General features: G+C 71.4%; 10 protein-coding genes and 1 pseudogene. 8 read left to right on the forward strand and 3 right to left on the reverse strand.

All coding sequences use genetic code 11. The features are described 5' to 3' along the window. Positions 1-2,487 (reverse strand): non-ribosomal peptide synthetase (locus KN815_RS22800; RefSeq protein ID WP_216343793.1); only part of this gene is annotated, 2,487 nt, incomplete at its 3' end. 558 nt (positions 2,488-3,045) lie between these two features. Between KN815_RS22800 and KN815_RS22805 the strand changes: the two are divergent. Beyond that, positions 3,046-3,297 (forward strand): annotated as a pseudogene (locus tag KN815_RS22805) (MBL fold metallo-hydrolase); the annotation flags it as partial. 192 nt (positions 3,298-3,489) lie between these two features. Here KN815_RS22805 and KN815_RS22810 read toward each other — a convergent pair. Beyond that, complete coding sequence (locus KN815_RS22810) at positions 3,490-3,768, reverse strand: metal-sensitive transcriptional regulator (protein WP_216343794.1); 279 nt, start codon at positions 3,766-3,768, stop codon at positions 3,490-3,492. Positions 3,769-3,844: 76 nt separating this feature from the next. Between KN815_RS22810 and KN815_RS22815 the strand changes: the two genes are divergently transcribed. Beyond that, complete coding sequence (locus KN815_RS22815) at positions 3,845-4,417, forward strand: rhodanese-like domain-containing protein (RefSeq protein WP_216343795.1); 573 nt, start codon at positions 3,845-3,847, stop codon at positions 4,415-4,417. Positions 4,418-4,534: 117 nt separating this feature from the next. Here KN815_RS22815 and KN815_RS22820 read toward each other — a convergent pair whose 3' ends face one another. Then, complete coding sequence (locus KN815_RS22820) at positions 4,535-6,778, reverse strand: MMPL family transporter (protein ID WP_216343796.1); 2,244 nt, start codon at positions 6,776-6,778, stop codon at positions 4,535-4,537. 301 nt (positions 6,779-7,079) lie between these two features. On the opposite strand from KN815_RS22820, the gene KN815_RS22825 reads away from it, so the two are divergent. From KN815_RS22825 to KN815_RS22850, 6 genes are all read left to right on the forward strand, one after another. Then, a complete protein-coding gene (locus tag KN815_RS22825) occupies positions 7,080-7,838 on the forward strand; it encodes a TetR/AcrR family transcriptional regulator (RefSeq protein WP_216343797.1) in 759 nt (252 codons plus the stop codon). Positions 7,839-8,757: 919 nt separating this feature from the next. Further along, positions 8,758-10,236, forward strand: a complete 1,479-nt coding sequence (locus KN815_RS22830) for a sugar transferase (RefSeq protein WP_216343798.1) — start codon at positions 8,758-8,760, stop codon at positions 10,234-10,236. A gap of 70 nt (positions 10,237-10,306) precedes the next feature. Beyond that, complete coding sequence (locus tag KN815_RS22835; RefSeq protein WP_216343799.1) at positions 10,307-11,632, forward strand: nucleotide sugar dehydrogenase; 1,326 nt, start codon at positions 10,307-10,309, stop codon at positions 11,630-11,632. After that, positions 11,622-12,887, forward strand: a complete 1,266-nt coding sequence (locus KN815_RS22840; protein ID WP_216343800.1) for a glycosyltransferase family 4 protein — start codon at positions 11,622-11,624, stop codon at positions 12,885-12,887. The genes KN815_RS22835 and KN815_RS22840 overlap by 11 nt, the downstream gene beginning before the upstream one ends. Beyond that, a complete protein-coding gene (locus KN815_RS22845; RefSeq protein ID WP_216343801.1) occupies positions 12,884-14,281 on the forward strand; it encodes a Wzz/FepE/Etk N-terminal domain-containing protein in 1,398 nt (465 codons plus the stop codon). Before KN815_RS22840 ends, KN815_RS22845 begins: the two co-directional genes overlap by 4 nt. Further along, the gene (locus KN815_RS22850) at positions 14,278-15,798 is read left to right on the forward strand and encodes a Wzz/FepE/Etk N-terminal domain-containing protein (RefSeq protein WP_216343802.1); all 1,521 of its coding nucleotides are present in this window, start codon (positions 14,278-14,280) and stop codon (positions 15,796-15,798) included. Before KN815_RS22845 ends, KN815_RS22850 begins: the two co-directional genes overlap by 4 nt. Positions 15,799-15,800: the final 2 nt, after the last annotated feature.

Consider the following 15,800-nt stretch of genomic DNA (forward strand, 5'->3'; position numbering starts at 1 on the left):
CGCCGGCACGCCCGCCCAGCGGCGCCCCGCGGGCACCGCACCGGTCACCCCGGACCCCGGGGCGATCTCGGCGCGCTTGCCGATCCGGGCGCCGGGGAAGAGCGTGCTGCGGGCGCCTACCGTGGCGCCGGCGCCGATCCGGATCCGGCCGATCCGCAAGCGGTCGCCGTCCAGCCAGTGGCCGGACAGATCGACCTCGGGCTCGACCGCGCTGCCCTTGCCGAGCTTGAGCATCCCGGTCACTGGCGGCAGCGCGTGCAGATCGACATCGTCGCCGACGCGCACGCCCAGTGCCCTGGCGTAGTGGGTGAGCCAACTGCCGGACAGGCCGGTGGCACCGCTCAGTTCGGCCAGCCGCTCGGCCGTCCACAGCCGCAGGTGGACGCCGCCGCCGCGCGGGTACGTCCCCGGCTTCAGGCCCCGCAGCAGCAGCCGCGCACCACCCGCGGCGATCGCGATCCGGCCGGGCGGCGAGACGCAGAACAGCCAGCCGAGCAGGATCCACCACCAGGAGACGGTGGGCGCGTAAGGGGCGGCACCGACGAGGTTCAGCGCATTGAAGACCGCGGCCGCGGCCACGCCCCAGCGCAGCCCGGCGACCGTCAGCAGCGGCAGCATCAGCAGCGTCTGCGCGACACCGGTGCGCCTGGCCACGGGCCGTACGGTGCGCGGCGCCGCCGTCTCGCCGCCCGACTCCTCCAGCGTCCGGGCGAGCGCGCCCAGCCGCGGGTTCTGGTAGATGTCGCTGACCGATCCGCTGGGGTAGCGGTCCCGGATCCGCGAGACGAGCTGGGCGGCGGCGAGGCTGCCACCGCCGGCCGCGAAGAAGTCGGCGTCCGGCCGGCTCGCCGGGGTGCCCAGCACCTCGCCCCACAGCTCGGCCAGCCAGCTCTCGGTCTCGGTCAGCTCGTCCGCCGGAGCGTCCGTGCCGATGCCCGGCAGCGGCCAGGGCAGCGCCGCCCGGTCCACCTTGCCGGAGGTACGGGTGGGCAGTGTGGCGACCACCGCGAGCAGCGGCACCAGCGCGGCGGGCAGCGCCTGCCGCAGCCGCTCCAGCGCGTCCGCCTGGTCGAAGCCGGTACCGGTGTCCTCGGGCACGACATAGCCGACCAGCAACTGGTGGCCCGCCTTGGTCGTCCGCACCGCGGCCGCGGCGCCCGCCACGCCCGGCAGCGCCTGGAGCGCGGAGTCCACCTCTCCCAGCTCGATCCGGCGGCCGCCCAGCTTGATCTGTTCGTCGGCTCGGCCGACGAACAGCAGCCCCTCCTCCTCGGCCCGCACCAGGTCGCCGCTGCGGTACGCCCGCGGCCAGCCCAGCGACGGCAGCGGGGCGTACTTCTCGGCGTCCTTCGCCGGGTCGAGATACCGGGCCAGCCCGACCCCGCCGATCACCAGCTCGCCGACCTCGCCCATGGGCACGGCCTCGCCCCGGGCGTTCACGACCGCCAGTTCCCAGCCGTCGAGCGGCAGCCCGATCCGCACCGGGCCCTCGCCGGTCAGTTGCGCGGCACAGGCGACGACAGTGGCCTCGGTCGGACCGTAGGTGTTCCACACCTCGCGGCCCTCGACCGCCATCCGCTCGGCCAGTTCCGGCGGGCACGCCTCGCCGCCGAAGATCAGCAGCCGTACGTCGTCCAGCGCCTCCACCGGCCACAGCGCCGCCAGCGTGGGGACCGTGGAGACCACGGTGATCTCCTGCTCGACCAGCCAGGGGCCGAGGTCGACGCCCGTGCGCACCAGCGACCGGGGCGCCGGCACCAGGCAGGCGCCGCTGCGCCAGGCGAGCCACATCTCTTCGCAGGACGCGTCGAAGGCCACCGACAGCCCGGCCAGCACCCGGTCGCCCGGCCCCATGGGCTCATCGGCCAGGAACAGCCCGGCCTCGGCGTCCACGAACGCGGCCGCGCTGCGATGGGTGACGGCGACGCCCTTGGGCTTGCCGGTCGATCCGGAGGTGAAGATGATCCACGCGTCGTCGCCGGGCCCCGGGCGGCCGGGGCCGCCGTGCGGCTCGGCGCGCACCGTCATCTCGAGCCCGTCGCCGAGGACCACGCTCACCTCGGCCTCGGAGAAGACCAGCTCGGCCCGCTCGTCCGGGTCCTCCGCGTCCACCGGCACATAGGCCGCACCGGCGGCCAGCACGGCGAGGATCCCGACGTACAGATCGGCGGTCCCGGACGGGACGCGGATGCCCACCCGGTCACCGACGCCGAGGCCCGCCTCGACCAGCCGCAGCCGCACCCTCTCCACCTCGGCGAGGAGCGCACGGTAGCCGAGTGCCGCCGTACCGTCGTCGACGGCGGGCGCGTTCGGGTGGCGCCGGGCCGTCTCTCCGAGGACGTCCATGAGGGTGCGCTCGGTGTGGGCGCCGTGTCCGGGGAAGAGGGCGGGCGGTGCCGCGGGCTCCTCCTCGCCGGGTGCGAGCAGCGGGTCGATCAGTGCTCGGGGCTCGTCGATCAGTGCGTGGGACTCGTCTATTACGGCCATCCGGCCTCTCCGCAGTCGGTGAACCGAATGTTCGGCGACACACCGCCCGGTCGACCCGGACCATCGGCCTCTGCCATCCGGCTCCACACTGAGCCGGGTCCCGAACACTCGCTCGCGGCTGATGGTTGCCGCGAGGGCGGCCACTCGGCTCGGCCGTCCAGCGGCCGGCTCGAATCGCGGGCACCGGTGGCCGGACGGATATGTTCCGCCCCCTCCGGTCGAACCGACGCCCGCATAACGCCGAACAGGCAGTTTACCCAGCGTTAACCGGAGCCGCTCGTTTTCCGGGGCGTCGGCGGCCCGGGCCCGTGGCCGCGCGGCACGGTGGCGCGCCGCCACCAATCGCCGCCGTCCCTCTTGTATCGCGCCTGGTGGGAGGCGGATTCTCCGGTCTCGCTCACGACCCGGCGGCGCCATCCGACGGGCGCCGAACCCTGTGGTCGGTCTCACAGCGGCGGTAGGCGCTTTCCGCCCGAATTAATACCCCAGGGGGTACCTCTGTTAGAGTGCGGAGCAGATACCCCCAGGGGTAAATCCTCACGGAAAGGAGCCATACCTGTGTTGTTCGTCGACACCCTGGAGTTCGAGGGCCTGGGCAACCGCAGCTATCTGGCCGGCGGTCCGAGTGCCGCGGTCGTCGTGGATCCGCCGCGCGACGTGGATCAGGTGGTGGCCGCCGCGGCAAGGCGCGGGGTGCGGATCGCCTATGTGGCGGAGACGCATGTGCACAACGACTACATCACCGGCGGCCTGGAACTGGCCCGGCTGACCGGCGCCCGCTACCTGGTCCCGGCCGCCGCCACCGTCACCCTCGACTGGTCGGTCGTCGGCCCGTTCGCCGGGGCCGCGACGCTGGGCGCGTGGGACGGCAAACGTCTCGCCGGCAAGGTCGCCGGGCGCCGCCTTCAGCAGATGTTCGCGATCGCACTGCTGGCCGTGGCGGCCTTCATGCTCGCCGACGCCCTGATATGACCCACACCTCAGGCAAGCACGACCCACACCTCAGGCAAGGGAGAGAAACAGCTTCTCCAGCCGCGCCCGCATCTGCTGCCGGTCCGCGGTCGGCTGCCCGCCCTCGGCCACGCAGTGCTGGAGCCCCGTCGCGATGATCGCGAACCCCGCCCTGTCCAGCGCCCGGGAGACCGCCGCGAGCTGTGTGATCACGTCCTCGCAGTCCCGGCCGTCCTCGATCATCTTGATGACCCCGGCGATCTGCCCCTGAGCCCGTCGCAGCCGGTTGAGCACACCTTTCAGCTCGTCGGCCGCCATCTCCAGCTCCACACTGCCTCCTGCTGTCGATACCCCCGCAGGTATTCTAGTCCGTTCGGCACAGCTATCGAAAAGGAACGTCCGCCCCGTGCACACCGCAACCGCCCTCCACCCCGCCCAGGCCGCCGAGGAACTGCACCACTACACCGTCATCGACGTCCGCACCCCCGGTGAATACGCCTCCGGCCGCCTCCCCGGCGCCCACAACATCCCCCTCGACCACCTCGACATCGCCCTGCCCGCCCTCAAGGCCGCCGCCGTCCGCGGCCCGCTGCTGATGGTCTGCGCCTCCGGCAACCGCTCCACCACCGCCTGCGAACGGCTCGCCGCCGCCGGTATCCCCGCCGCCACCCTCACCGGCGGCACCACGGCCTGGATCCAGCACGGCCACCCCGTCCACCGCGACGACACCAACACCACCAAGGCCGCCTGGTCCATGGAACGTCAGGTCCGCCTCGCCGCCGGCTCCCTCGTCGTCACCGGCCTCGCCCTGGGCACCCGCTACCGCCCCGCCCGCTGGCTGTCCGCCGCCATCGGCGGCGGCCTGGTCTTCTCCGCACTCACCGACACCTGCGGCATGGCCATGCTGCTTGCCAAACTGCCCCACAACCGGCCCCGCACCACCGACCTCAACGCCACCCTCGACACGATCAGCCGGTAGCACCACCCCGGACCGTGGCCACGGGACACCAACGCACTCGCGGTCCGCTACGGGGCGCCCTCCCCCGTAGCGGACATGAACGAGTGGCGGTGCCCACGGATCCGATACCGGCCCTGGTCAGACCCTGGACGAGTCCTCGGTGCGGGTCGGAGCCGCTGCCACGGGTCCGGGTGTGGACGCCGGCTCGGGGCCGCCTTCGCTGAGGCCGTACCGCATATGGAGCTTGCGCAGGAAGCCGGGCGCGTACCAGGCCGTCTTCCCGAGCAGACGCATCGCGGCGGGGACGAGGACACCGCGGACGGCGATGGCGTCGAGGAGGACGGCCAGTCCGCTGCCGAGACCGAACATCTGCATGAAGCTGATCTTGGCGGTGCCGAAGGCGAAGAAGCTCACCGCGAGCAGGAAGGCAGCCGCGCTGACGATGCGTCCGGTGTGGCCCAGACCGTTGACCACGGCGGTCTCGTTGTCGGCCCCGTGGTCGTGGAGCTCCTTGATCCGGCTGGTGACGAAGACCTCGTAGTCCATCGAGAGGCCGAAGGCGATGCAGAACATCAGCACCGTCATCGACACCTCCATCGGCTGCGCGGTGAAGCCGAGCGGTGAGGAGAGGTGGCCGTCCTGGAAGATCCAGGTCATCACACCGAGGGTGGCGCCCAGGCTGATCAGGTTGAGGAGCAGTGCGCGCAGCGGCTGCACGATGCTGCCGGTGAACAGGAAGAGCAGCAGGAAGGTGGTGAGGACGACCAGGGCCACGGCCACGGGGAGCTTGTCGGCGATGGAATCCTTGGCGTCGACGAGCACCGCGTCCGTTCCCCCGACCAGGGGGTGGGTCCCGGGGGGCGGGGTGACCGAGCGCACCTGCTCGACCAGGCTCTGGGCCGCGTCCGACTTCGGTGTCAGGCCGCTCACCACGCTGATCCGCTGCGCGGTGGGCCTGCCGAAGGCGGAGTTGGCCGGGCCGGTCGCCGCGGACCGTCCCTTGGTGTAGGTCCCCGTGCTGGTCTCGACCCGCTCGACGCCCTCGAGCTTGGACAGTTGGCCCGCGTACGACGCCAGCGGGGCCTTGTCCACGGCCTGGTCGATGGCGATGTGGAGGGCGGAGTCGTCACTGCCGCCGAAGTTCGTCCGAAGGACCTGTGAGACCTGGCGGCTCTCGGCGTCCTCGGGCAGCACGCGCTCGTCCGGCGTACCGAAGGTGATGTTCAGCAGCGGACTCGCCACGAACAGCAGCACCGCGAGGACGGGCAGTGCGGTGAGCGCGGGCCGCCGCATGACGGCACGCGCCAGCCGTCCCCACACAGGCACCTGGTGGGCGCCGGCGCGCCGCGACTTCACCCACGGCAGCCGCCCGCTGTTGACCCGGTGCCCCAGCACCTTCAGCAGGGCCGGCATCACGAACAGGGTGCTCAGGGCGGCGATGGCGACGACACCGACTCCGGCGAAGCCGAACGAGCGCAGGAAGTACTGCGGGAACACGAGGAGTGCCGCCAGGGCCGCCGCGACGGTGGCGGCGGAGAAGGCGATGGTGCGGCCCGCGGTGTGCACCGTCCGCCGGACGGCGTCGTCCACGCTGACCCCGGCCGCGAGCTGCTCCCGGAAGCGGCTGACCATCAAAAGGGCGTAGTCGATGCCCAGTCCGAGGCCCAGGGCGGTGGTGAGGTTGGTCGCGGTGTCGGCGACATCGGTGACGCTGCCGAGCAGGAAGAGCTGGGCGAACGAGCCCATGACCGCGATGACCGCGATGGCCAGCGGCAGCAGGGCCGCGACCACACTGCCGAAGACGAACAGGAGCAGTACAAGGGTCAGCGGTATCGCGATCGCCTCGGCGAGGATCAGATCGTCGACCACCTGCTTCGACAGCCCGGCGCCTACGGCGGCGCCTCCTCCGGCCCGGACGGTGAGGCTGTCCTTGTAGGTGCCGGTGTAGGTGTCCAGGATCTTCTGGGCGTTGTCCCGCTGCTCCGTGGCGTCGCCCGTCACATGGGCGAGCACCATGGCCTGGCGGCCGTCCTTGGAACGGAGGTCGGGGCTGTTCGTCTCCCAGTACGAGACGACGTTGCCGAGTTCCTTCTCCTTCTTGAGGTCGGCCACCAGGGCTCGGCCACTCTCGCGGGCGGCGGGGGTGTCGACGCGCCCCTTGGCGGAGCGGACCAGCAGGACCAGGTTCGTCTCTCCGCCGAACTTGTCGTCGATGACTTCCGCCGCTCGGGTGGACGGGGAGGCGGGGTCGTCGAAGCCGCCGCCCTTCAGCTTGTCGAAGGCACCCGCACCTACCGCGCTCATAAGGGCCACGGCCACAACGGCGACAATGAGCACCAGCCGGGACCGGCGAATCGCCAGTTCGGCCATACGTTCGAACACGGAGGATCTCCTTCACTGCGTTCTGTGAAACAGGCGAGGGGCGTCGGCCGGGCGGGAGCCCGGGCAGGAGCCGACGCAATGCGTCGCAGAGCCCTTCACCCCGTCAGAGGGGGTGCGGTGCCGCGCTCTTCGTCGCCGGGCACGACGCTAGTGAGACCGTCACCGTTTGAGCAGTAGGAGATTTACCTGACACCTGTGAGGAAATTCAGGCCGCGTTCGGCGTCTCAGCCTGCTGTCGCGTTCCGATACCTCGCCGCCGCATTCCGATACCTCGCCGGATGGGCCGTCGTAGGATCGCCGCATGTCCGCTGACCCGTATACGACGGCTGTGCCATCCCTGCGCCAGCGGCGCCGGGCCGTCGCCACCCAGGAGATCGTGGAGGCCGCCGAGCGTTATATCGCCGAACACGGGCCGCACGCCCTGTCCCTGAGGGGCGTCGCCCGCAACCTGGGCATGACGGTCCAGGGGCTCTACCACTACTTTCCCAACCGGGACGCCCTCCTGACCATGCTCATCACCAAGGCGTACCGGGACCTGGCCGACGCCGTGACGGCGGCCGTCGACACAGCGGCGGACGAATCGGCCGAGGTGCGGTTCATGGCCGCCACCGAGGGCTATCGCCGATGGGCCATCACCCACGTCGAGCGATTTCAGTTGCTCTACGGAGCGCCGCTGCGTCATTACGCGGCGCCCCACGACGGCCCGACCACGCAGGCGTTGCGCCGGATGTGCGAGATATTCCAGCACGAGATGTTCGACGGGTTCACCACGGCACAACTGGCCGCGGCCGACACCCGGGGGCTCTCACCGGCTCTCGAGGCGCATCTGGAACCCCTGTTTCCGCACGGCCCGGAAACCCTGCCGCCCCCGGCGACCGCGCTCCTCCTCGGCGCATGGGGCCATCTGCACGGCATGGTCGTCCTGGAGGTGTTCGGACACACCTCCTTCATCGGCGAGCACCAGGCCGAGATCTTCCGCATGGCGATGCGGGCCCTGCTCGAGGACATTCACCGCCGGATCCCGGCACAGCCCGAGGAAGCACCGGCCACGCCCGCGTAATCGGCCACGTCTCCCGCGGTGATGGTCGTGATGGCCGACCGCATCTCGTCCAGCCCGACCCGAGTGGCCTCGTGCGCCATGTCGGAGCCGAGTTCGGTGACGGCGAAGACCGGGGCGCACCGGTGATCACCGCGAACCGATGTGACGAGACACCAGCCCAGTTCATAGTTCGGCCATGCGGCCGCTCGCCACGTTCACGTGGTCGGGCGCGGCGCCTGACCGCGCCGGTGAGCAAGGAGCAGTAGTACTCCGAAGCGACGCGCAATGCCTTACATCACTCTGCGGCGGTAACTCATCGCACCGCAATCGACGTAGTAGAAGTGCGCATAGAGGCTGGATGTGTGCCAGACACCTCGGGGCTGCCCGGCGCCGGCAAGCCCGGAGAACTCCCGTCATCACAGGCCACAGGGCCCGTCTTCGGCGTCAAGGCCCCGCGGTCAGTCACCGCTCGGTGGATCCGGCTTCAAACTTTGAGCACAAATTGCACACAACTCTTCTTCAGGCGAGCCCTCATGTTCTAGATTGACCCGTGCTTCGCATGTTGGACACGAGCGACAAATAATGATCTACAGGTCCGGCGCTACGGGCGGCCAGCAGGCGCGTCCCGGGCGCCGGATGTGGGGTTGGTCAGTTCTCGGGAGCCCGAGAGGGGCGGCCTTGGGTGTGGGGAGCACCCGAGGTTTCGACGGGTTCCCACGCACCTCGAGCGTCTGGCAGGACATGCGAGTCCGCACCCGTCCGGGGGGGTCGGGTGTCCACGTAGCGCTGCGATATCCGGGATGTCACTCGCGGGGGCGGGGGCCTCCCGCGAGGAGGAACGCCTCCCGAGGGGAGGAACAGTGCGGGAGGGGGGGCCTCCCGAGGGGGAGGAACAGTGTTAGGCGAACACGTCGAACCACTGGGGACCTGGGGGGGTTCTGTGCGGCGAGGGGGATTAGTCAGCCCGATTTCGTCAGTGCGCGGGCGTCTGGCGAACGGGGCAATCAGCCGGCCCGCGAACAACTGGGAGCAGCGGTACCGCCGTACCGTGATCACCAGCGATACCGTGGCCACCGCCTTCGTGGTGGCGGCGATCGGCAACTTCTTCGGGGCCCGGGACGCGGCCAACTGGCACGAGAAGTGGGGAATTCTCGCCTTCGGCACCGAGCTGCTGGTGCTGGGGGCGCTTGCGGTGAGCCGGTCATGGGCTCCGGCCGTGCTCGGCCAGGGCGCCGAGGAATTCCGCCGGCTCGGCCGCTCACTGTTCACGGCGACCGTCGTTCTGGCGCTCGGCGGGATCGCGCTGACCTCGCGCAACATCAAGCTCTGGATCTTCGTCGCGATCCCCGCGATCGCGCTGATCACCATGACCGCGCGGTATGTGCTCCGCCTCTGGCTGCACAAACAGCGCAAGGAAGGACGGTGTCTGAGACCGGTACTCGCTGCCGGGAGCCCGGCCACCGTGCGCGATCTGATCAGCCGGACCCGCAAGTTCCCGCACCTCGGCTGGCGGGTGGAGGCGGTGTGCACGACGGACGGTCGCGGGCTGGACGGTGACCAACTGGACGGAGTGCGGGTCGTCGGCCGGCTGACGGACGTCGCCAAGCACGTCCGCCACGACGGCTACCGTGTCGTCGCGGTCACACCGGACCCGCACTGGTCACCGGACCGGTTGCAGCGGCTGGCCTGGAACCTCGAGGGCAGCGATGCCGAGATGGTCGTGGCCCCCGTGCTGATGGAGGTGGCCGGGCCGCGGCTGCACGTCGACGCGGTGCTCGGGATCCCGCTGCTGCGGGTCAGCATGCCGACCTTCACCGGGGGCCGCCGGGCGATCAAGGGGGTTGTCGACCGGGTGGGCGCGGCGGTCCTGCTGGTGCTGTTCGCGCCGCTGATGGTGCTCGTCGGACTGCTGGTGCTGGTGGACAGTCGGGGTGGGGCGTTCTACCGCCAGCGCAGAGTCGGCAAGGACGGCCGCGAGTTCACCATTCTCAAGTTCCGCACCATGGTCGCCGGGGCCCACGGGGCCCGTGCGGAGCTGGCCGACCGTAACGAGGGCGCGGGGCTGCTGTTCAAGGTCCGCCGGGATCCGCGGGTGACCCGGGTGGGAACAGTGCTGCGCCGGTACTCGCTCGATGAGCTCCCGCAGCTCTTCAACGTGCTCACCGGATCGATGTCGCTCGTCGGACCGCGGCCTCCGCTGCCGGAGGAGTCCGCCGCGTACGGCCCGGACATCCGGCGGCGGCTGCTGGTCAAGCCCGGGCTCACCGGGCTGTGGCAGATCAGCGGACGCAGCGACCTGCCGTGGGAGGAGGCGGTCCGCCTCGACCTGCGGTACGTGGAGGACTGGTCGCTGGCCCTGGACACAGTGATCTTGTGGAAGACGCTGCGTGCGGTGCTGCACGGGCAGGGGGCCTATTGATGCGCGCGGGTCGACCGACCGGCGCGCGGACCGCAGGCCGCGAGGGCCTGCCTGGGGGGAGAGACGGGGCATGAGAGTCAGCGTTTTCGGGCTCGGCTACGTGGGCTGCGTATCGGCCGCGTGCCTGGCGAGCATGGGGCACGAGGTCATCGGGGTGGACGTCAACCAGGTGAAGGTGGACCTGGTCAACGACGGCAAGGCGCCGGTGGTCGAGGAGCGGATCGGCGAGCTCATCGCCGAGGTCGTGCGGACCGGAGCGTTACGCGCCACCGGCGACGTCCGCGAGGCGATCAGGAACAGCGAGGTGTCGCTGGTCTGCGTGGGCACGCCGTCGGAGCCCAACGGCAGCCTGTGCACCACATATCTGGAGCGGGTCACCGAGCAGATCGGCGCCGCGCTGGCCGAGGGGGCCGGGCAGGAGGGCCGGCAGACCGTCGTGTTCCGCAGCACCATGCTCCCGGGCACCTGCCTGAACCTGCTGGTGCCGATCCTGGAGAAGAACGTCGGCGGCACGGCCGGGGTGGACTTCGGGGTCGCGGTCAACCCGGAGTTCCTGCGCGAGGGCACGAGCGTGCGGGACTTCTTCGACCCGCCCAAGACCGTCATCGGCGAGCTCGACCCGGCGAGCGGCGACGCGGTGATGGCGCTGTACGACGGCGTGCCCGGCGAGGTGTTCCGGGTGCCGGTCCCGACGGCCGAGGCGATCAAATACGCGGACAACGCGTTCCACGGCCTCAAGATCGGCTTCGCGAACGAGCTGGGCTCGGTGTGCCAGGCGCTCGGGGTGGACTCGCACCAGGTGATGGACGTGTTCCTGGCCGACCGCAAGCTGAACATCAGCCCCGCCTATCTGCGGCCCGGCTTCGCCTTCGGCGGCTCCTGTCTGCCCAAGGACCTGCGCAGCCTGGTCCATGCGGCGCAGCGGGCCGATGTCTCGGTTCCCATTCTCGCCCATGTACTGCCCTCCAACTCCGACCATCTCCAGCGCGCGGTGGACCTGGTCGAGCGCACCGGCAAGCGCCGGATAGGCATGTTCGGGCTGTCCTTCAAACCCGGCACCGACGACCTCCGCGAGAGCCCGCTCGTCGAACTGGCGGAGCGGCTCTTCGGCAAGGGTTACGACCTGCGGATCTACGACGCCAACGTCAACCTCTCCCGGCTGATCGGGGCGAACCGCGAGTACATCGAGAACCGGCTGCCGCATCTGGCGCAGTTGCTCGCGGAATCCGTCGGCGAGGTGCTGGAGCACGCCGAGGTGTGCCTGGTCGGGACCAGGGATCCGGCCGTGCTGTCGGCGCTGCCGCAGGGCGACGGTCCGGTGCTTGTCGATCTCATCCGCCTTCCCGACGCCGAGGCGCGCCGGGCCGAACCGGGGTACATGGGCCTTGCTTGGTGACACGACCGGCGGTGGCGCGCTGAACCGTCGCGCGCTGATCCTGGTGGAGAACCTGTCGGTGCCGTTCGACCGGCGGGTGTGGCAGGAGTGCACGACGCTGCGCGACGCGGGCTGGGAGGTGCACGTCATCTGTCCCCGGGGGGACAAGCGGGACACGGAGCCCGAGGCGGAGATCGACGGGGTGCGGATCCACCGCTACCCGTTGCGCGCGGCCACCGGAGGACCGGCCGGGTATCTGCGGGAGTACGGATCGGCGCTGTGGCATACGGCCCGGCTGGCCCGCAAGGTCGGCCCGGTCGACGTGGTCCACGCCTGCAATCCGCCCGACCTGCTGTTCCTGCCGGCGTGGTGGCTGAAGCGGCGCGGCGCGCGGTTCGTCTTCGACCAGCACGATCTGGTGCCCGAGCTGTACCTCTCCCGGTTCAACCGCGGCGAGGACCTGCTCTACCGCGCCGTGTGCGCGCTGGAACGGCGGACCTACCGGGCCGCGGACATCGTGCTCGCCACGAACGAGAGCTACCGGGACGTCGCGCTGCGCCGTGGCGGAAAGCGGTCTGAGGACGTCTTCGTGGTGCGCAGCGCGCCTCAGACCGACCGGTTCCAACCGGTTCCGCCCGAACCGGAGTTGAAGCGCGGCAAGCCCCATCTGCTGTGCTATCTGGGCGTCATGGGCCCGCAGGACGGCGTCGACTACGCCTTGCGGGCCCTGGCGAAGCTGCGTGACGAGCTCGGACGGACCGACTGGCATGCGGTGTTCATCGGCGCCGGTGACGCCTTCGACGCGATGGTGGAGCTGTCCCGGCGGCTCGGGCTCTCCGAGCAGGTGCGGTTCACCGGACGCATCCCGGACGCCGACCTGGTGCGCTATCTGTCCACCGCGGACGTGTGCCTCTCCCCCGACCCGCGCAATCCGCTCAACGACGTGTCGACCATGAACAAGGTCCTGGAGTACATGGTGATGGGCCGGCCGATCGTCTCGTTCGACCTGAAGGAGGCGCGCGTCTCCGCCGGTGACGCCGCCGTCTACGCGCCCGCCGACGACGAGGCCGCGTTCGCGGGGCTCATCGCGCTGCTCCTGGACGATCCGGAGCGGCGGGCCCGGATGGGCAAGATCGGCCAGGAGCGGATCGGCGGGCCGCTCTCCTGGCGGAACTCGCAGGCGTCGCTGCTCGCCGCCTACGCCGCCGCCTGCCGCGACCACACTCCGGTGTCGGCGGGCGGCCCGGTGCGGCCCGGGAAGAGGCCGCACCGTTGAGCGATGACACGATACGCCTGGTCACGATCGGGCGGATGCTCCGTCGGCGCTGGCGGCTGCTCACCGTCCTCGCCGTGGTGGGTGCGCTTGTCGGCTACGGCACCTCGTTGCTGTTTCCGCCGCGGTACACCACGTCGGCATCGGTACTGCTGCCGGGGCAGTGGGAGGAGCGCGAGCTGCTGACCCAGGCGGAGATCGCGACCAGTTCGGTGGTGGTCGACCGGGTGGCCGCCACGCTCGGCTGGCCCGGGGTCGGCGGCGGCGGGCTGCGGGATCGGGTGAGCGCCAAGGCCGCCGACGGGAACATCATCAAGATCTCGGGTACGGCCGACACCCCGGAGCGTGCCCGGCAGCTCTCCGACCAGGTGGCCCAGCAGTTCGTCACCTTCGCCGCGCGGCTCGCGGGCGACAACACCGACCCCGATACGGCGGCCGGGCCCGAGGACTTGCGGAAGATGGTGGTGCAGACCAACCGCCGCATCACCGACCTGTCCGAGGCGGCCGATCCGGGGAAGACCGTGGAGGGCGTGCAGGCCCGCACCGAGCTGGCGAAGCTGCGTACCGCGCTTCAGGAGGCCGTGAAAAAGCTGGACGAGGCCGATCCGGCGACCAGCAGGGGCACCATGGTCGTCATGGGTCCGGCGGCCCGGCCGACCGGCGAGGCGGCGCCGACCAGGACGCAGTTCATCGTCGCCGGGGCGCTGCTGTTCTTCCTGATCGCGGTCATCGGCCATCTCGCCGCCGCACGGGTGAGCCGCAGGCCGCGCACCGGACCGGAGATCGCCGCGGCGCTGGGCTCCCCGCTGCTGGGCACCGTCGACGTACCCGGTGAACGGCGCGCGCGGCGGCCGGAAGGCCGTGGCCCGCGGGCCCGGATCCGCCGGCTGCTGGACCTCGACATCCGGTGGGAGCTACCGACCCCGCGGACGTCCGGCGACGAGGCGAGCAGACAGCTCCGCTACCGGCGGGTGTGCGCCCGCCTCCGGGACCAACTGCCGGGCCCCCGGGGGCTGCTGGTTGTCGTCCCGGACGGCGACGAGGTCGCCCGCCGGGCCGCCGGACAGCTCGTCGCCGAGGCCGGGAGCGATGCTTCGCCGACCTCTTCGAGCAGGGGATACCCCATGCTGCGGATGGTGGCGGTCTCGGTGTCCCAGCCGGTGGTGCCGGACCGCGACACCGAGTCCGGTGCCCTGGTCGTGCTCGGCGCGGGCAGCCGGACCGCGGAGGAGCTCGCCGACGTCGCCGAGGCGTGTGCGGACGCCGGGCATGAGGTCGTCGGCATCGTCGTCGCCGCCACGGTCCGGGCCCGTCCGGCACGGTCTGCCGGCCCTCCCCGGGATGCCGCCACGCCCGCGCTCACGGCTCGCGGCCACGCGCCGGGAGGTTCGGTGTGACGACGAGCAAGACTTCGGAGTCGTCGGCCTCCGCTCCGCTGCTGGACCTCCAGGCACTGGTGGTGGCGGTGCGCAGGCGCCGCCGCCTGTGGTGCTCCCTGGCGCTGCTGGGGCTGCTGGCCGGCGCGGCGATGGCGGTCCTGCTGCCGCCGCCGCCGACCGCGGTGACCAAGGTGCTGGTCGCGCACAAGGAGGACCAGCCGAACGACACCGGAACGCTGATCCGCACCGACGTCGCACTCCTCCAGACCACGCGGATCGCCGACAAGGCCCTCCAGTCCCTCAAGTCCCCGGAAAAACCCGAGGACTTCATGCAGGACTACCGGGGTACCGGCTTGACCAACAACCTGCTCCAGATCACCGTGACCGGCGACAGCGAAGCGCAAGCGGTGGCCCGGGCCAAGGCGCTGGCCGACACGTTCGTCGCGGACCATGTGCGGCGGATGCGGGAAACCGCGAAGGCCGAAGCCAAGGCCCTGCTCGACCAGCGTGACCGCATGCGGGGCGAGCTCGCCCGGGTCAACAAGGAGATCGGAGAGCGCTCGCCGGACAGCGATCCGAAGGCGTCCGCGGGCACCGAGTCGCTCTTCGCCCGCCGCGCCGAACTCAACTCGCGGATCGCCGATTTCGACCAGCGCGCCGCGGAGGCGCGCACCGGCACACCCCAGGTCGTCTCCGGCACCCAGATCGTGGACGCCCCGCGCGCGGTGCGGTACTCCCTGCCCAAGACCGCCGTCACCGACGCCGCGATCGGGCTCGTCCTCGGGCTCGTCCTCGGGCTCGCGCTGGCCGCGGTCGGCACGGTGGTGGCGGACCGCCCCGTGCTGCGCCGGGAGATCGCGGCGAACCTCGGCGCCTCGGTCATCGCGGAGCTGCCCCGCCGGACGGGCAGGCTGGGTCAGCGCCGACGCACCCGGGCGGCCCGGGCAAGGCTCACCACGTCCCTGGCCCGCACCGTGCGCGACTGTGCGGAACCGGTGTCGCTGCTGGAGCTGGGCTGTGCGCGCAGCACGAGCGCGATCGCCCTGGACGTCGCCGGGGCACTGGCGGCGGACGGCCCGGTGGTCATCGTCGACGGCCTGCCCGGCCCGCAGCTCGCGGGCCGCCGCGCGAAGCCAGGAGACCCGGCCGTGGTCGGCGGCGAGCAGGCCGCGGCCATGCCGGATCAGGAGCGCCGGCTCGGAGTCGGCTCGGTGGCGCCGGGCACGGCGTGGACCGACCTCCAGTACCTCGGCACCCGGACCGTGCTCGTCGTGCGTGCCGGGCACGGCAGCGCCGCATGGCTGCACACCGTGGCGCGGCAGCTCGCGGACCAGCGCATTCCGGTGATCGGTGTGGTGTTGATCGACCCCGATCCGCGGGACCGGACCGACGGCACGCTGTGGGACGGGCTGCATATCGCGCTGCGGGGCCATGGCGAGCGGCCCGCCCGGCAGAACGTGAAGGGCCGGCTACGGACGGAGCGGCCGCCGATGTGGGCCGCCCGGGTCCCGGACAGCGACCAGGAGGCGCAGTAGGA

Origin of the sequence: Streptomyces niphimycinicus, from assembly GCF_018883605.1 — a bacterium.
Taxonomy (GTDB): Bacteria; Actinomycetota; Actinomycetes; order Streptomycetales; family Streptomycetaceae; genus Streptomyces; species Streptomyces niphimycinicus.